General features: G+C 70.2%; 14 protein-coding genes. 6 read left to right on the top strand and 8 right to left on the bottom strand.

The genetic code is table 11. The features are described 5' to 3' along the window. Nucleotides 1-4 precede the first annotated feature (4 nt). The 4 genes from ACZ60X_RS20140 to ACZ60X_RS20155 form a co-directional block, all read right to left on the bottom strand. Entirely contained in the window at nucleotides 5-346 is a 342-nt protein-coding gene (locus tag ACZ60X_RS20140) for a WXG100 family type VII secretion target (RefSeq protein ID WP_469600112.1), read from the bottom strand. Between the two features lie 113 nt (nucleotides 347-459). Then, entirely contained in the window at nucleotides 460-1,692 is a 1,233-nt protein-coding gene (locus ACZ60X_RS20145) for a S8 family serine peptidase (protein WP_469600733.1), read from the bottom strand. 28 nt (nucleotides 1,693-1,720) lie between these two features. Then, nucleotides 1,721-3,547: a WXG100 family type VII secretion target gene (locus tag ACZ60X_RS20150; protein ID WP_469600114.1), complete on the bottom strand. Its 1,827-nt coding sequence runs from the start codon at nucleotides 3,545-3,547 to the stop codon at nucleotides 1,721-1,723. After that, nucleotides 3,547-3,993, bottom strand: coding sequence for a hypothetical protein (locus ACZ60X_RS20155; RefSeq protein WP_469600116.1), 447 nt, complete (start codon nucleotides 3,991-3,993; stop codon nucleotides 3,547-3,549). The genes ACZ60X_RS20150 and ACZ60X_RS20155 overlap by 1 nt, the downstream gene beginning before the upstream one ends. Before the next feature lie 551 nt (nucleotides 3,994-4,544). Between ACZ60X_RS20155 and ACZ60X_RS20160 the strand changes: the two genes are divergently transcribed. From ACZ60X_RS20160 to ACZ60X_RS20170, 3 genes are read left to right on the top strand one after another with little or no spacing between them, the layout of a single operon-like run. After that, entirely contained in the window at nucleotides 4,545-5,321 is a 777-nt protein-coding gene (locus ACZ60X_RS20160; RefSeq protein ID WP_469600118.1) for a hypothetical protein, read from the top strand. After that, nucleotides 5,233-6,015, top strand: a complete 783-nt coding sequence (locus tag ACZ60X_RS20165; protein WP_469600120.1) for a hypothetical protein — start codon at nucleotides 5,233-5,235, stop codon at nucleotides 6,013-6,015. Before ACZ60X_RS20160 ends, ACZ60X_RS20165 begins: the two co-directional genes overlap by 89 nt. Nucleotides 6,016-6,022: 7 nt before the next feature. Beyond that, nucleotides 6,023-6,457 carry a hypothetical protein gene (locus tag ACZ60X_RS20170; RefSeq protein ID WP_469600122.1) on the top strand — a complete coding sequence of 145 codons (435 nt, stop codon included), beginning with the start codon at nucleotides 6,023-6,025 and terminating at the stop codon, nucleotides 6,455-6,457. Nucleotides 6,458-6,510: 53 nt separating this feature from the next. Here ACZ60X_RS20170 and ACZ60X_RS20175 read toward each other — a convergent pair whose 3' ends face one another. From ACZ60X_RS20175 to eccB, 3 genes are all read right to left on the bottom strand, one after another. Next, nucleotides 6,511-6,762, bottom strand: a complete 252-nt coding sequence (locus ACZ60X_RS20175; protein WP_469600124.1) for a hypothetical protein — start codon at nucleotides 6,760-6,762, stop codon at nucleotides 6,511-6,513. 157 nt (nucleotides 6,763-6,919) lie between these two features. Continuing rightward, entirely contained in the window at nucleotides 6,920-8,170 is a 1,251-nt protein-coding gene (gene mycP / locus ACZ60X_RS20180) for a type VII secretion-associated serine protease mycosin (RefSeq protein WP_469600126.1), read from the bottom strand. An 11-nt stretch (nucleotides 8,171-8,181) separates the two neighbouring features. After that, nucleotides 8,182-9,708, bottom strand: coding sequence for a type VII secretion protein EccB (gene eccB, locus ACZ60X_RS20185; RefSeq protein WP_469600128.1), 1,527 nt, complete (start codon nucleotides 9,706-9,708; stop codon nucleotides 8,182-8,184). A 197-nt stretch (nucleotides 9,709-9,905) separates the two neighbouring features. On the opposite strand from eccB, the gene eccE reads away from it, so the two are divergent. The 3 genes from eccE (at nucleotide 9,906) to ACZ60X_RS20200 (ending at nucleotide 15,640) form a co-directional block, all read left to right on the top strand. Then, nucleotides 9,906-11,243 (top strand): type VII secretion protein EccE, encoded by a 1,338-nt coding sequence (gene eccE, locus ACZ60X_RS20190; RefSeq protein ID WP_469600130.1) that lies wholly within the window; start codon nucleotides 9,906-9,908, stop codon nucleotides 11,241-11,243. Then, nucleotides 11,240-12,046, top strand: a complete 807-nt coding sequence (locus ACZ60X_RS20195; protein ID WP_469600132.1) for a hypothetical protein — start codon at nucleotides 11,240-11,242, stop codon at nucleotides 12,044-12,046. The genes eccE and ACZ60X_RS20195 overlap by 4 nt, the downstream gene beginning before the upstream one ends. Nucleotides 12,047-12,394: 348 nt before the next feature. Continuing rightward, nucleotides 12,395-15,640 carry an SCO5717 family growth-regulating ATPase gene (locus tag ACZ60X_RS20200; RefSeq protein WP_469600134.1) on the top strand — a complete coding sequence of 1,082 codons (3,246 nt, stop codon included), beginning with the start codon at nucleotides 12,395-12,397 and terminating at the stop codon, nucleotides 15,638-15,640. A gap of 89 nt (nucleotides 15,641-15,729) precedes the next feature. On the opposite strand, the gene ACZ60X_RS20205 is transcribed toward ACZ60X_RS20200, so the two are convergent. After that, nucleotides 15,730-16,677, bottom strand: a complete 948-nt coding sequence (locus tag ACZ60X_RS20205; RefSeq protein ID WP_469600136.1) for a bifunctional riboflavin kinase/FAD synthetase — start codon at nucleotides 16,675-16,677, stop codon at nucleotides 15,730-15,732. Nucleotides 16,678-16,697 lie beyond the last annotated feature (20 nt).

A 16,697-nucleotide genomic window follows, 5' to 3' on the forward strand; every position in this document is an offset into this window, starting at 1 on the left:
CGGATCAGTAGCCGGACAGCGCCGAGTGCGACCCGCCGTAGTTCACGTCGATGCCCTGGACGCTGGCGCGGACCTGGTCCTCGGTGCTGTCGTTGATCTTCATGGTGGTGTTCATGGCCTCGATGAACTTCACGAGGATGTTGCCCATGCGCACCATGCGCTCGTTGATCTCGGTCTGCTTGGCGTTGAACGCGCCGGCGCCGATGCCCTTCCAGTGGCCCTCAAGCGTGTCGATCATGTGCTGGAGGTGCTTGAGCTGCCCCTTGATGTCGTCGAAGCGCTGCAGCAGCTCGTTTTCGAGACTGACAACACTTTCCTTGGTGATTTTCTGGGTGCCTGTCGCCATTTCGGTGCCTTTCTTTGTGAACTGGCCTTGCCGGGACGCGACGTCTGTCGCTGCCGTTCCCGGCGGGCGGACCTCTGCCCATTCGGCGAACGGACGGCTTTACGGGAGACCACTCAGGCGTTCCGCCGCGCCCGCAGCACGGCGAAACCAGCGCCTCCGATGACGAGCACGGCTGCCACCGCGCCGACGATCACCCAGGTGGTCGTGCCACCGCCGGAGGTCGAGTCCTTCGCGGCGGCGGAGGTGCGAGCGGCGGTGGAAGCGGGGTCTTTGGAGGGGTGGGTGGACGAGGGAGAAGCGGCGGGGGTAGCCGATGTACCGTCGTCGCCTGCGGAATTCTCGGCAGCGAGGGGGTCGACATTGGCTGGGCCGGGGTTGATGTTCGGATTCTCGAGGACCATACGCGGACGCAAGAGACCAAAGCCGAGATACGCACTCCGCTCGCTCTTCGGCCACTTGCGGCTGGCAGTGTCGATCATGACTCGGAGCACCTGGTTGGCGGTCCAGTTGGGATGCGCGGACCAGATGAGAGCAGCGGAAGCGGAGGCGATGGCAGTAGCCGGGCTGGTTCCCTTGCCGCTGCAGTAATCGGTAAAGGTGTTGTCGCACCAAGCCGGGACGTCTATGCCCGGGGCCGCGAAGTCAACGTAGCTGCCGTGCTCCGAGAATTTTGCTACGGTGCCACTCTGGTCAGCCGCGGAAACGCCATTGACGTAGGGGTAGAAGGCTGGATATTCAACTTGGTTATTCTTCGTCTGCGCTTCATTACCCACTGCAGCGAAGAGCAATTTCCCCTTCGAGGCCGCATACTTGACAGCCTGCTCTTCCTCCGGGTCGTACAGAGGGCCACCGATAGACATATTGATGATTTTCGCATCACTATTTGCAGCAGCCCTGATGTCCGCAGCAAGGGTGGCCGTCTTAGCCTTTTCGGCTTGGTCCTTCAGAGAATCAAGTTGTACACGATACGGGATGATCTTTGCGTCCGGCGCAAGTCCCTTTATGCCACCACCGGCACCTGTTCCGGCAATCAACTCGGCCATGGTCGTCCCATGGCCATTGAAGTCCTCAGTGACGTGGTAGGACACAGACTTCGCAACCTCTCCGACGAGCACCTGCCCCTTCAGTGAGGGCGTGTCCGGATTGACCCCTGTGTCGATAACGGCAACCTTCACCCCCTTGCCGGTGCTCGTCTTCCACATGTCTTCGGCCTGCATCGCGCCCAGATACCACTGCTTCGACCGAACATCGACGGCTGCTGCACCAGGAGCCAGGGACGTGCCCACGATGGTCAACGCACCCAGTGCGGAACAGACGACGGACAGGCGCATTCCGCCACACCTCATCAGGCGCATTGCTTCTGCGCCGCGTCGGCTAGTCCCCGGCTTCATGCCCACGTACGTCCTCGCTCGTTCGGTCGCGCTTCTGCGGCACGTCACGCCGCTGCTTCTGCGAACCCCGGTGCTGTTCCCTTTCGGACGGCCTTCCGGCGCGCGCCGTGCCGCCGCCCGAAGCCTGTCGATCACCTACTGCGCCCCGACCGAGTCCCGCCCTGCCGGCAGCACCCTCGGAATCCTTCAGTGCCGAGCCGCCGTTGTTCCGAGGTGCGCCAATCACACCCTCGGGGTTGCTCGCCGACCGCAGGACCGACTGGCTCATGCCCGGATCCATCTTCGACGCAGGCGCGCCGACGACTCCTCGCCGCCCCAAGGCGCCCTTCGGCTGCGCCGGAGCAACCGGCTCCTCGGCGCCGACGACCATACCGCGCGGGACGCGAGGACTTGAGGTCGAACCTGACGTGCGGCCCGCTACAGGCTTGCCACCAACGACACCGTTGCGTACCGCGCTGGTGGGGCCAGTGACTCCGGCACGCCCACCAGACGTATTGGCCGGTCTCGGCGTTCCACCAGTGACGCCGCGCCCCAGAGGGGAGCGTCCTGCCTGTTCAGCGGCCCCGCGCACAGCCGACTGGCCAGCCGGAGCCGTCGTGCGACCCATGGCCCGAGCAGCCTGTCTCGTCGGCCCCTGCGACATACGGCCAGTGTTGGCGGTTCGCCCCGCCTGGCCCTCGGGTTCCTGCGGCACTCGCCCACCTGCGGTACCCGAAGGACCCGTCTGCTCCTGCGCCGAAATCGGGAGGCGACCAGTCCGGCCGTAACTGGTGGATCGTCCGTAAGGGGGAGCGATCGGAGGTGCAACGGGCCCCGTGGTGGTCGGAGATGTCGGTTGCCCTCCTCCACCGGTCGTCGGAAGAGCGGGCCCGGGGCCTCCGTGCGGGCTGGCGGTGTGCTGCGGAGGCAAAGTACCGACAGTGTTGATCTCCGTGCCGACTTGGTGGCCCGGATCGGCAATGGGCTGGTGTGCCTCCTTTACAGGAGAGCTATGACCTGAAGGGCTCACATCAGGCGACGTCGCCGGCGCGTGATGGCCTGCTGCGCCAGAAACGACGGAAGCCGGGTGTGGCGTCCCGAACTTCTGCGGATCAGCTCCTCTGAGGTCCGTACCAGTCACCGTCGGTCTCGGCACCCCCACCGCGGGCATCACCTTGTACGGCTCGGGCCCGCTCTCACCCTTCAGGGTGCCGGCCGAGACCGCGTAGTAAGAGGCCAGCTTGTTCAGCTGGTTGATCGCCTCCTGCCGGTCCTTCTCGGCCTTCTTGGCGAGCACGTAGTCAGGATTGCTGTCGACCTGCTTGGCCTTGGGCAACTCGGAGGGCAGCTTCCGGTCGGCCCTGGGCCGGGGATCGCGGGGCGGCATCGACTTGCTCACGGTGGCGAGGCCCATCCCCGCGGCGGAGATCTGCGTGGCCGTCTTGTTGGCGAACGTCGCGAGTTCGTCACTCCAGTCGGCCAGACCCACGCCCCAGTCGCGGAAGGCGGTGGCAGCGTCGCCCTTCCAGTCAACCGCTTTGATGCGAGCCCTCAGCTCCGTGGCGGCATCCGAGATGGCCTTGTGGGCGTCCCACAGCGCCTTGCTCGCCTGCTCCAAGTGCTCGGGCCGAGCCTGCTCGACGAGGTCGATCATGTCGTTGAGGTCGTGGCGCTCGAAGTCGGTCGAGCCGAAGGCGTTGACATGCCTGCCGGGGCCGAGCGGGAAGTCGCCGAGCATGTACTCCACGACGTTGACCACAGCGACCTGCTGGTCCGCCTGATCCACGCCCGGCTTGTACTCGGGATCCTGCTGCCACTTGTCGTCGCTCATCAGTATCCGCCGCCCTGGTTGGACTCGTTCGTCTTCTGCCCCGGACCCGACTGCTGAGCCTGCTTGCCCGCCACCGCCTGCTGGTGCTCCTGCCTGAGTTGCGTCTGAATAGCCCAGAAGCGCCGACGCACCTCTTCTTCGACGTTGTCGTAGCCGGCGTCGGCCGCTTGTACGGCGATTCCCAGGGCGTCTATGTGCAGGCCCAGCGACCTCGACAGGGAGGTGAGGCGCTCGTGCACGCGCGTGTATTGCGAGTACAGATCGGCCGCCTCGCTGAACGGGGTCGCCGTGCCACTGAACGACGCCCGACCGATGGCGTGCTGAGCGATGTGGGACGAAGAGGCCGGTGAGGTCTCAAACGTCTGCAACGCATCCTTCACGTGCTTCTGGAAGATCTTCAGCGCCTCAAGACCACGCCTCAGATCCGAGTCGCCACCGTCACTCACCGCGACCCCTTCCCCGTTTCCCCGTTGGTACAGCAACCGACGGCCCGGGCCGTGCCCGCACCCCCGGATCCATCGCCGACCACTGTAGTCACTGTGTAAATCACGGCCAACTGAACTCTGCGACGGTTCAGTTGCAATGGCGCACCGAAGGGGTCGGCCGAGGAGCAACCCAGGAGGCGCGAAGGGGGCAATCGAGACAGAAGCCCCCAGGTACTCGTACAGAAATTTCACATCCGACCGATGGCTCGACGTCCGTACGCCGGGGATGCGTGAACTTTGCGACGCCGAGGGCAACCCATGGGGCGAGGATCGCCTGTTTTGGCGAACCCATCACTCGATCTTGAGTGACCCCTCACCTTCAACCAGTGCGGCAAGGGCCGGACCTGAGCGGGGGCCCCGCAGCCCGGTGTGCCGGAGCAGCGGCCCTCCCGGCCACTGCCGAGTCGCCGCCACCTGGATCGGCCCCTCAGCCCCTCCCCCTTCGAACCCTCACAAGCGACCCGGGCGTCAGCCCCGACATCGTCAGGGAACGGTGCAAACAGCTGGGCGACTTGCAGACCAACCTCGGGCTCACACTCGCCACCGCCACGCAAAGCGACAGCGCCGACATGACCGACTGGACGAGCCGCATGCTCGACATCGGCGATCAACCCGTGCACGGCAAGCGCGGCGGCGTGCTCGGCTTCCAGGTCATGAGCAACCTGATGCGCGCCGGTGACTACGACGACGACTTCATGAAGCAGTACGGCAGGCGCCTCATGGAGACCGAACGGAAGTTCACGCACGACGGCCAGCACACGGCCTGGCAGCGGATGGGCTTCAGTCCGTACCTCAACCGCATGCCGGGGGACTCGGGCTTCGACCCGGTCTCCGGTTACCTGAAGGGCCTGTCCAACAACCCCGACGCGGCAACGGCCTTCTTCAACGAGGACTTCGTCCCGAAGGAGGGAGACCACAAGCAGGCGGTCTCCAACTTCAAGTACCTCTTCGAGGACCGTCACTGGCCGCACGAGAGCAACAGCGACTTCAGCCAGGGGGAGAGCGACGACGGACGCAACAACCTGGCGTCGGCCCTTGAGGCTGCCACCACCGGGCACCCTGCGGGCGCCCGACATCCATCGGGCCATGGCCGATGGGCCGACCGTCAAAGACGGTACGTCCGGATGGGATCGCCTCTACCCTCTGGCTGGCTCCGACGCCAAACTGGACCACAGTGCCGTTACCCGGTTCCTCGTCAGCGTGAGCCAGGACCCGGCAGGTTACGCCGCGCTCAACGTCGGGGAAAAGGCTTACACCGCGAATCTGATGGACTACCACCTGAACCCTGATCTCCCTGCCGATCAGCGTTACCCCCATGACGCTCAGGACACCATCACCAGCATTTCCCTCAAGTCCGGAGAATTCAGCGGCCTTCTCGCTCAGGGGCGACAGGAGGCTGTTCTCGGCCCAGCGGCCGAGAAAGACAGCGACTTCGACTACGCCACGAATCAGAAGAAGAACCTGGTTTCAGGAATCGTCGGCACAGGTATCGGTGTGGGCACGAGCTTCATCGCAAGTCCGCCGGTGGGGGCAGTCGCGGGTGGCGTGGGAGGCACAGTGGCATCCATGGTCATCGAGAGATTCTTCAAGGACGAGTCGGGCGACTACCGCTCCGAAGCCGGACACGACATCGCGACTCGCTGGGAAACCGTCAAGGACACGACCAACAACGTCAATTACAGCGCCGCATATGAGGCAGCCAAGGCCCACCACGCCAACTACACCGACCAGATCGACACCTGGGTGAGCGAGGGCACGGCCAGCGGGTTCAACGACGCGACCACCGATATCCACGCCATGGCCAAGGACATGGACACCGAGATCCCGGATCGAGCAGATACCGAACGTGCGCTCGACCACTACGCTGGAAGGCGACATGCAGCACACATCCCGTGGCAGTGCCTCGTCCGCCATCACCCTGCTCGATGTGGCGTTGCTGGCTTGCCTCACCGCCTCCTGCTCTTCTCCCTCCCCTACACGTGAGTATGTCGTGCCGACGGATCTGTGCGGCACCGCTGTCTCCCGCTCCACACTGGAACCGCTGCTGCCGGCAGGCAAGAAGGTCAGCGTCCGCTCGACGTCCGCCGTGGGGATCAAGCGGTGTCGGCTTCTCGTCGACGACAAAATCACTTTCTCCAGCAGTGTGGAGAGGCGTGGCCCAGGTACTTCCGCACGGGACATGGCGATGTCCGCCATCGGGGTCGACCCGACCGATACCAACGCGGACGGCGGACGGATCATCTATTCGAAGACGGGAGCCGTCGGACTCGTCAGCTGCCCCCCTTCCCGATCCACCGACAGCTCACTGTGGGCCACCGTGCGGGTCACGCGCGAGGCAAAGGCGACGGACATCCGCCACTTCATCGAGGAATACACAACTGCTGCGGCCAAGTCTCGTGACTGTGAACGGCTTACCGTCAGCTGACGGCCGGCAGGGAGACTGAGGGCTCCAGGGACCTGAGGGCTCCCAGTGCGCGCTCAGCACTCCCCCGTCGAGCGTCCACAGCGGGGAGCGTCGCTGCCCGTGTGTTCGGCGAGGGCGTCCTCGATGGTCAGCGCGTATCCGTTGCCGAGGTCCGGGGCATCGTCCGCGTACGGGCTGTAGGTGGAGGCGCCGTCCAGGTCGTCCGCGGCGGCCCGGACCGCGTGGGCCAGCTCGTCGTTGCTCCAGCGCACGTCAGCGGTCATGGACAGGCTCTGGGCCCCGTAGTAGATGCCTGCCGCAGCCATGCAGAGAAGCACCACTGGGGCGATGACGAAGTCGACGCTCCCTACGGGCGGGGCCGAGGGTTGAGTACTTCGCGCCAGGAGCGGACTCGGTCCGACCTCACACAGGCCATCAGGATCAGCACGGCGGAACCGGTGAAGAGCAGAACCCTCATCGACCTCATGCCCGGCCCTCCAACCCCCCACGCCGCCGGCGCGCGTCGCGGAGGGCTATGGCGCTGCCGCTGAGGCCTGCTGCGAGGACCGCGGCGCCGATGGCCACGTAGGTGGCGTAGCGGGCGGTGCGTTGCTGGGGGGTTTCGCCGAGGGTGAGTTCGGCGGGGGTGGGGGCTTCGACGTGGGCGAGGCCGGAGTCGGGGTGGGGGGAGTCGATCGGGTGGTCGTCCTCGGTGAGGGCGCGGACCGGGTCCACCACGCCCCAGCCGACCAGGCGGTCGTGGCCGGCGATGGAGCGTTCCGCCGTCTGCTCGATCTGGGCCACGATCTGGCCGGGCGTCCAGTTCCAGTGCTTGGCCTTGACCAGGGCGGCCACGCCGGCCACGTACGGCGCGGAGAAGCTGGTGCCGTTGTCGGAGCAGTGGCCGCCCTTGGGGACGGTCGAGATCATGTCGACACCGGGCGCGGCGACCCCGATGAAGTCGCCCGACTGGGAGAAGGCCGCACGCTCGTTGTTGCGGTCGGACGCGGCGACGGCGAGTATGCCGTCGTAGGAGGCGGGGTAGGTGCGTTTGACGTTGCCGCCCAGGCCGTCGTTGCCGGCCGAGGCGACCACGACGATCCCCGCGTTCAGTGCTTCGTCGACGGCCTTGTGCAGGTCGTCGTCCTCCGGGATGGCCTTCGTGGTGTCCTGCGAGATGTTGATGACGTTGGCGTGGACCTGGATCGCGCGCCGGATCGCCTTGGCCAGGGTGGCGGCCGTGCCGTGGCCCTCGGCGTCGTTCTGCTTGATCGGGACGATGGTGGCCTCGGGGGCGAGGCCCACGAAGCCCGTGCCCTTCATGGGGCGGGCCGCGATGATGCCGGCCACGCGCGTGCCGTGGCCGACCGTGTCGGTCGTGCCGTCCGCCTTGCCGACGTCGATCTTCTGACCCTTGTCGTCCTTCGTGGGCAGGTAGTTGGCGCCCAGGGAGGCGTCCACCGCGTCGGTCAGCTGGGGGTTGCTCGTGTCGACGCCCGTGTCGATGACGGCCACCTTCACGTTCTTGCCCTTCGACTGGCTCCACAGCTCGTCGAGGTTGACACGCTGGAGGGACCAGGGGGTGCCGGCGTACTTGTGGTTCGTCGTGGAGAAGGTGCACTGGTCGGAGCCGGAGCCCGAGTCGTCGGCCGCGGCGACCGGGGCGGCCAGCAGGGTGGCCGTGAGGGCCAGGGTCGCGGTCGTGGTCAGGCTCGGGGTCAGGGGCGAGCGCATCGGCCGGCCCCTCACGAGCCCTGCGGCTGGCGTGCCGCGGCCGTCGACAGCCGGGGGCCCGTCGGCAGGAACTCCGACCAGGCCGCGGGGATGGGTGCCGGGTTCACGCCGGCGTAGCCGAGGCGGGTCTGCGCCAGCTTGGCCTCCTGCTGGAGCTCCTTGCGCTGCTTGTCGGTGATGCCGATGCCCTTGTCGTCGGTGGCGCTGTCGTCGTTGGACTGCAGGGCGTAGCGCAGACCGGTGTCGGTGACCAGGAACACCGATCCCACGCTGGTCTCGCTGCCCTGGAACTGGCGGTAGAGCTGGCCGGAGCCCGCGGTGACGTACGCGCTGGAGGAGCCGGTGGGCAGGGGCGCGGGGAAGTCCGTGCCCGCCCAGGTGCTCAGGGTGGTGGTGCCGTTGTCGGGGTCGACGTGGTCCAGGACCGTGCAGACCGTGTTGCGGCTGCCCGCGGCGGTGGAGGCGTCGTTGACCGCCGTGGGCTTCTGGGTCGGCCACTTGTGGTCGGCGGCGAACGGCTTGTCGCGGGTGATGGCGCCCGGGCTGACCTCCTCGGCGTGCCCGGCCTGGCCGAGCTTCACGAGGTCCTTGTCGGCCAGCAGGAGCTGGGCGACGAAGTCGGAGACGGGCGCGACCTTGCCGGGCAGCACCACGTAGTACTGCTCCCGCTGGTTGACAAGCGCCCGCAGGACCATGCCGACCTTGTCGGCCTGGCCCAGCTGACCGGGGGCGTTCGCCGCGGCGCCGGGGACGCCGGGGAGGGGCGGGAAGTCGATCTCGTCACCCTGGTGCAGGGTCGCGATCCACTCCTTCGAGACCTCCTGCGGCTGGCGGTCGGCGCCGACGAGGGTCTGCAGCAGAAGCTGGTCGGAGGCGTTCACCGGGTACGCCGTGCCCTGCGCGTCGATCACGTACTGCTTCTTGTCCGAGGGGGTGGTGACATAGAGGAGTTCGCCGTCGCCCAGCTTCTGCGAGCCCGCGGTCAGCCCCTGGTCGCGCTGGGCGAGCACGAAGGCGGCCTTCTGGATGGAAGTGCCGCTGCCGCTCGGGCGTTCGCACACGGCCCACTTCTTGGCCTCGCCGGCCTCCTTGTCGGAGGGCAGCCGGTCGGGGGCGTAGGGGATGCCGATGGTGACGCCGTGCGGGATCTTGCCGTTGTCGAGGATCGTCTCGTCGACGGTGACGACGTCGACGTTGTCCTGGGTGTCGAGGACGAGCTTGGCGGAGGCCATGTTGAGGACGGGGTGCAGCTGGGGCTTGCCGTCGGTCTTCAGCACCACGTACCGGGTGGTGGACTTGCTGGCGATGATCACCTTCTGCCCCGGTGTGTCCCAGCCCTGGGGTGCGGTGGGCTTGAACATGCCCCAGGCGCCGAAGGCCGCCAGGACGACGACGCCCACGATGCCGCCCGGCAGGATCGCGCGCAGCGGGCGCGGCGCCCCTTCGTCGGACGACTCGGGTGACGACTGCACGAACGACGCGAGCATGCGGCGCTTCGCGAAGGTGTAGGCGTTGAGTTGGTCCCGCCGAGATGCCATCTGTGCTTGTTTCTCCCCGTGTCTCACGCGGAGCGCGCCCGGGGACCACGCTCCCCCGCCCTCCGTTGTCGGACCCGGCCCCTACTATGCCTGGTACGGAGCGAGTCTGGTGGAGCGGGTAGGGTACCTGGGCCCTCAAGGCCCTTGTTGAGCGGCCTGGTTCCAGCGAGTTGTGAGCAAATCGGGGGGATGGAGTGATGGCTTCCGGAACGCGGACGCGAGCGCGCGGCCGGTCGGCGGCACGAGGTCGCGCGGCCGGGCCCGCGGCGCCGGCGCGCGGAGCCTCCGCGCGGCGCGGCGCCGGGCAGCAGGCGGTCACGCTCAGCCTCAGGGTCCGGCAGGGCCAGGCCGGTTCGTTCCGTCTGCAACGGCTCGTGCTGGTGGAGCTGGCTGCCGCCGCCCTGGTGGTAGGCCTCGCCATCGGGATGATGGCCCTGGTGCCGGCCGCGGTCGTGGCCGTGGCGCTGCTCCTGCTGGCCTTCGTACGGCGCCGGGGCCGCTCCCTGCCCGAGTGGCTCGGCACGGCACGGGAGCTGCGCGCGCGCCAGAAGCGGGCCGCGAGCACGCCCGTGCCGCCGGGCACGGAGCCGGGGCTGGTGCCCGCCGTGGAGTGCGAGCCGGCCCTGCGCACGTATTCGCACGGCGCGCGCGACCGGCGCCCGGTCGGCATCGTCGGGGACGGGACGTTCGTCACGGCCGTGCTCCAGGTGGAGGCCGACGCGACCGCGCTGCGGGCCGAGCGGAGCCGGCAGCCGCTGCCTGTCGCGCTGGTGCGGGACGCGCTGGAGGTGGACGGGATCCGGCTGGAGTCGGCCCAGATCGTGCTGCACACCCAGCCGGCCCCGGCGCTGCATCTGCCCCAGCAGTCCGTGGCCGTGTCCAACTACCTTCCGCTGCAGGAGCGCACGGGTGCTCCTGCCGTCCGCATCACCTGGATCGCGCTGAAGCTCGATCCGGAGCAGTGCGCGCAGGCCGTGGCCGCGCGCGGCGGCGGGCTGCTCGGCGCGCAGAAGTGCGTGGCACGGACCGCGGACCACCTGGCGAGCCGGCTGACCGGCGCCGGGTTCCGGGCACGGGTGCTCGACGAGGAGGAACTGGTCGCCGCGCTCGCCACCTCCGCCTGCGCCAACCCGCTGGTCACCGCCGAGGCGGGGCGCAGCGAGACCCGGGAGCGGCGCACGGAGGAGTCCGGGCGCAGCTGGCGGTGCGACAACCGGCGGCACACCACGTACTGGATCAGGCGCTGGCCCCAACTGGGCGGCGCCGACGGCGAGTCGCTGCCGCACTTCGTGGCCCGGGTCACGGCGATACCGGCCCTGGCGACCACCTTCAGCCTCACTCTCACGCGCGGGGAGCGGCAGGAGGTGGCCCTGTCCGGGCATCTGCGGGTGACCGGACGCAGTGACGAAGAACTCGTGGCGGCGCGGCGCGCGCTGGAGGCCGCGGCCCGGCAGGGCGGGGCCGGGCTGGCCCGCCTGGACCGCGAGCAACTGCCCGGCATGCTGGCCACGCTGCCCCTCGGAGGTGCGCGGTGACGACGTTTCCCTCGACTGCCGCTCCGGCGGCTGCCGCGGCACCGGGCGCCGGTGGTCCCGCGCCGGCGCCCGAGCCGTCCGGTCCCCGCCGGATGGGCGAGCTGCTGCGGCACGGGCTGGGCCTGATCGGTCCCCGGCACGGCCGCCACGGCCTGCCGGTGCAGCAACTGGACGCCCTGGCCCTGCCGATCGGGGACGACGGGGTGGTGGCCGGCGTCGACGCCGAGGGCCAGCCCGCCGTCCTGGGCATCAACCGGCCCACGCCGTACGACGTCGTGCTGATCGGCGGGCTGTGGACGGCGCAGGTGCTGGCGCTGCGCTCGGCGGCCACCGGTGCCCGGGTCGCGGTGGAGACGGGCCGCCCGCAGGCCTGGATGCAGATGGTGCACGCGATGGGCGGCGGGCAGAACGGACTGTCCGTGTACGACGTCGGACGGGTGCCCCCGCAGGGTGCCTCGGCCGGCACGCCCGTCCTGGTGGTGCGGGACTGCGGCATGCGGCCGCCGCGCGGACGTGTGGTGGCGGGGCCCTGGCAGTCGGTGCTGACGCTGCTGCCGTATCTCAGCCCGGTCGCCCCCCGGCTGCTGCGGCAGGCGCGGCTCGCCGGCATCCAGCGCGTCTCGCCGGACGAGGCCGCCGAACTGGGGCGCACCATGGGCCTGACGCGCACCGAGGTGGAGTCTCTGCCGGCGCTGCCCGACGGAGTCACCCTGTGGTGCAGCGACCGCGACCGGAGTTACGTCCTGACCCAACCGACCGACGCCGAGACCGGATTGTTGGGCACGCCGCGCCGGATGGACTGAACTGCCCCCGCGTGCGCCTTTTGTACGCGGGGCTGGCGTTCACCGTTCGTCATGACTCTGCTGTTTTGTTCCCTTTTCCCCCGGCACGTCGCCCGGCCCGAGGCGCACGTCGGGGCGCGTCGTGGCCCGGTGTGCGCGTGCGCAGGGGCGGGCGGGCCTGCCGAGGTGTGCCTCGTGGTGATTAGGCTGGGAGCGGGCGCGATGACCCGACCCGTGGACCGGGCAGTCGGTGTCCAGGGGGGACCGGCGGATCGGACTGCCCCGAAAACGACTACGGACGACTCGGAACGACACGACATGGTCGCCCCCGGCACGGCATGAGGGTGCTCGACCACACCTGGAGGAACTGTGAGCAGCGATCGGGACGGGATGCGCGGGGGCTGGGCCACGCCCGGCGATGACCAGCCCGACGCGGAGGCCGTCGAGACCACCGGCGAGTTCACCATCGACTACGCTCCCCCGGCCTGGTACACGCAGAACGCGTCCGGTTCCACCGGTACGGCGGGCGGTTCGGGGGGCGCGGGCGGCTTCGCCGGGACGACCGGCTCCGGCGAGGCGGGGGCTCCGGCCGCGTCAGCGGTTCCTCCGTTCCCGTCCAACGCCCCGGTTCCCGGGCCGACTCCGCCGCCGCCCGCCGCCCCGCCCACCGGCACGCCGCCGCAGGGCACGCCGTACGTGCCCCAGCAGGGCGCCCCGTACGCGCCGCCGCAGCAGCCCGCGCAGGGCGGTTACGGGTTCCCGCAGCAGCCCGCCCAGGGCGGTTACGGCTTCCCGCCGCCCGTGCAGCCCGCGCCGCCCGTCGGCGCTCCGGTGCCGATGCCGCAGTTGCCTCAGGGTTTCGAGCCGCAGCAGCAGCCGGCCCCGCCGGAGCCGTGGGCGCAGCAGTCCACCCCGCAGGGTGTCGGGGTCCAGCAGCCGTCCGCCCCGCAGGACGGGGCCGGGGCCCCGGCGCCGGATTCCGCTGCCGCGGTCGTGCCGGAGACGAGCAACGGGGATCTGGAGAGCGGGGCCACCATGCGGTTCTCCGCCGTGGCCCTGAAGCGTGAGATGGCCGAGATCGCCGAGCGCGCGGCGGCCGTCAAGAAGGAGGCCGAGTCCGTCGGCCGGGATTCCGCCGAGGCCGCGGCCACCGGCTCGGCCGGCGCCGAGAGCGCGGGTGCCGACGGCGTGTCGGAGGGAGCGGCCACGCACGACTCCGCCGAGGACCAGGGGGCCGAGGAGCCCACGCCGTCCACCCCGTCCACGGGGGCCGCCGAGTCCGGGGACGGTGTCGCCGCCCAGGACCACGCTGTGACGGCGGGCGCCGGTTCGGACGACTCCGAGGCCGGTGGCGATGCCGGCGAGGGAGTGGGCGAGGGCGAGGGTGGCGACGGCTCTCAGGACGAGGCCACCGAGCCCACGGAGTCCACCGGGAGCGCCGTGCGCACCGGGGAGGCAGAGGGCGCCGAGGACGCCGGTGCGGGCGAAGGCCGGGCCGGGGACGAGGGCACGGGTGACGCGTCGCAGCCGGACGGTTCCGCCGACGGCCCGAACGCCCGGGCCCCCGAGACCACGCGGACTGCGGAGACTACGGAGACCACGGGAGCCACGGACGTCCCGGCGGCCACGAGCACCACCGGGGCTGCGGACACCACGGAGGCCGCCACCCACGCCGACGCCCCGCAGCCGGACACGGCCGCCTCGCAGACCGGGGCTCCGCAGACCGGCGCACCCCAGGATGCCGTACCGGCCGCCGTCCCTGCCCCGCAGGACGCCGTACCTCCCGTCGTTCCCCCGGCCCCGCAGGACGCCCAGCCCGGCTGGACGCCTCCACCGGCGCCGCAGAGCGGGGTGCCGCCGCTGCCGCCCTCCTACCAGCCCGCCGCTCCCGCCACGGGCGGCCAGTGGTCGGGGCAGCCCGTTCAGCCCGGTCAGCCCGTGCCGCAGCAGCCCGGTCCCATGCCCGCTCCGCAGCCGCAGCCGCCGTTCCAGCCGCAGGCCCCGCAGCCCGCGCCCGCCGCCTGGAACCAGGGCGCCCCGCCGGCCCAGCCCGGCGTGCCGGCCGCAGGACCGGGTCCGCAGCCGCAGCCGGCCGGTCCCGGCGGTTACGGCTTCCCGCAGCCGGGCGTCAACGCCCCGGTCCAGCCCGGTGGTTACGGCTTCCCTCAGCCGCAGCAGCCACAGCATGCCCAGCAGAGCCCCACGGGCGCCCCGCCCTCCGACGCCTCCGACGCGCCCGCCCAGCAGGGCGGTTACGGCTTCCCCCAGCCGCCGCAGCCGCACCAGCCGCCGCAGCCGCAGGGGCCGGTCGACCCGCGCACCGGTGCCGCGTGGCCGCAGCCGGTCCAGCACGACCAGCGGCAGATGACCAACCCCGGTGCCGCGCCGCTCGGTTACACCGCCGCGGTGGAGCTGTCCTCGGACCGGCTGCTCAACACCAAGAAGCAGAAGGCGAAGAGCGGGCGGCCCGCGGCGGGCGGTGGCCGGTTCAAGATCGGCGGCAAGAAGGAGGAGGCCGAGCGGCTGCGCAAGCTGGAGCTGATCCGTACGCCGGTGCTCTCCTGCTACCGGATCGCGGTCATCAGCCTCAAGGGCGGCGTCGGCAAGACGACCACGACCACCGCGCTGGGCTCCACGCTCGCCACCGAACGGCAGGACAAGATCCTCGCCATCGACGCGAACCCGGACGCCGGCACGCTCGGGCGGCGCGTGCGCCGGGAGACCGGCGCCACCATCCGTGACCTCGTCCAGGCGATCCCGTACCTGAACTCCTACATGGACATCCGGCGGTTCACCTCGCAGGCGCCCTCCGGTCTGGAGATCATCGCCAACGACGTCGACCCGGCCGTGTCCACCACGTTCAACGACGAGGACTACCGGCGCGCGATCGACGTGCTCGGCCGGCAGTACCCGGTCATCCTGACCGACTCGGGCACCGGTCTGCTCTACAGCGCCATGCGCGGGGTGCTCGACCTCGCCGACCAGCTGATCATCATCTCCACGCCGTCGGTGGACGGCGCGAGCAGCGCCAGCACGACGCTGGACTGGCTGTCCGCGCACGGGTACGCCGATCTGGTCTCCCGGTCGCTGACCGTGATCTCCGGTGTCCGCGAGACCGGCAAGATGATCAAGGTCGAGGACATCGTGACGCACTTCGAGACGCGGACCCGCGGTGTCGTGGTGGTGCCCTTCGACGAGCACCTGGCCGCGGGCGCCGAGGTCGACCTCGACATGATGCGGCCGCGGACGCGCGAGGCGTACTTCAACCTCGCCGCGCTGGTCGCCGAGGACTTCGTACGGCACCAGCAGTCGCACGGCCTGTGGACCAGCGACGGCAACCCGCCGCCGGTGGCCGCCCCGCCGATGCCGGGCCAGGCGATGCCCGGTCAGCCGTTGCCGGGTCAGCCGGCCTACGGCCAGCCGTTCCCGCAGCAGCCCGGCCAGCCGGGACAGCCCTACCCGCAGATCCCCGGCCAGGGGGGCTACCCCGCGCCGCCGCAGCCACCCGCGCAGCCGGGGCAGCCGCAGCCGTACCCGCAGATGCCGGGGCAGCCGTACCCGCCGCAGCAGGACCGGCCGCAGCCTCCGCAGGAGCAGCAGCCGCCCCAGCAGTGAGACCGCGCTGACGCGGCGGTGCCAGGGCACGCGTGAGGGCGGCCGGTGCGTTCACCGCACCGGCCGCCCTTTCACAGCGCGGGGAGAACCTACCGCTGCGCCGCCACGATCTCCCGGCACCGCTTCACGTCCGCGGCCATCTGCTCCAGCAGGGCCTCCAGCGAGTCGAACTTCGCCTGGCCGCGCACGTAGGCGAGGAAGTCGACAGCCACGTGCAGGCCGTACAGGTCGAGGCCGACGCGGTCGATGGCGTACGCCTCCACCGTGCGCTCGGTGCCGTCGAACTGCGGGTTGGTCCCGACCGAGACCGCGGCCGGCATGATCTCGCCCTGCGCGTGCAGATACCCGGCGTACACGCCGTCCGCGGGGATCGCGGTGTGCGGGAGGGTCTCGACGTTGGCCGTCGGGAAACCCAGTTCGCGGCCGCGCTGGGCGCCGCGCACGACGACGCCCTCGACGCGGTGCGGGCGGCCGAGGATCTCGCGGGCGCCCTCGACGTCGCCCTCGGCGACCAGGGACCGGGTCAGCGTGGAGGAGAACGGCTTGCCGCCGCCCGCCTCACCGGTGACGTACAGATCGACGACCTCGACCTCGAAGTCGTACGTCTTGCCCTGCTCGGCGAGGAACTCGACGTCTCCGGCCGCCTTGTGGCCGAAGCGGAAGTTCGGGCCCTCCACGACCGCCTTGGCGTGCAGCTTGTCCACCAGGACCTTCACGACGAAGTCGGCGGGCGAGAGCTTCGAGAACTCGGTGGTGAAGGGCAGGATCAGCACCGCGTCCACGCCCAGCTCCGCCATCAGCTCGGCGCGGCGGTGGTGCGGGGCGAGCAGCGGCGGGTGGCTGCCGGGCCGGACGACCTCGCTGGGGTGCGGGTCGAAGGTGACCACGACGGCCGGGACGCCCAGCTCGCGCGCGCGGTCCACGGCATGCTTGATGATCAGCTGGTGGCCGCGGTGGACGCCGTCGTAGGAACCGATGGTGACGACGCTGCGCCCCCAGTCCTCGGGGATGTCCTCCAAGCCACGCCAGCGCTGCACTGTGACCGCTCCTCGAACCC

The organism is Streptomyces sp. NPDC104106 (assembly GCF_055584345.1).

Excerpts from the sequence above, each read along its gene's own strand:
- ACZ60X_RS20140 (WP_469600112.1), bottom strand. The coding sequence starts at position 346 with ATGGCGACAGGCACCCAGAAAATCACCAAGGAAAGTGTTGTCAGTCTC.
- ACZ60X_RS20145 (WP_469600733.1), bottom strand. The coding sequence starts at position 1,692 with ATGAGGTGTGGCGGAATGCGCCTGTCCGTCGTCTGTTCCGCACTGGGT.
- ACZ60X_RS20150 (WP_469600114.1), bottom strand. The coding sequence starts at position 3,547 with ATGAGCGACGACAAGTGGCAGCAGGATCCCGAGTACAAGCCGGGCGTG.
- ACZ60X_RS20175 (WP_469600124.1), bottom strand. The coding sequence starts at position 6,762 with ATGGCTGCGGCAGGCATCTACTACGGGGCCCAGAGCCTGTCCATGACC.
- mycP (WP_469600126.1), bottom strand. The coding sequence starts at position 8,170 with ATGCGCTCGCCCCTGACCCCGAGCCTGACCACGACCGCGACCCTGGCC.
- eccB (WP_469600128.1), bottom strand. The coding sequence starts at position 9,708 with ATGGCATCTCGGCGGGACCAACTCAACGCCTACACCTTCGCGAAGCGC.
- eccE (WP_469600130.1), top strand. The coding sequence starts at position 9,906 with ATGGCTTCCGGAACGCGGACGCGAGCGCGCGGCCGGTCGGCGGCACGA.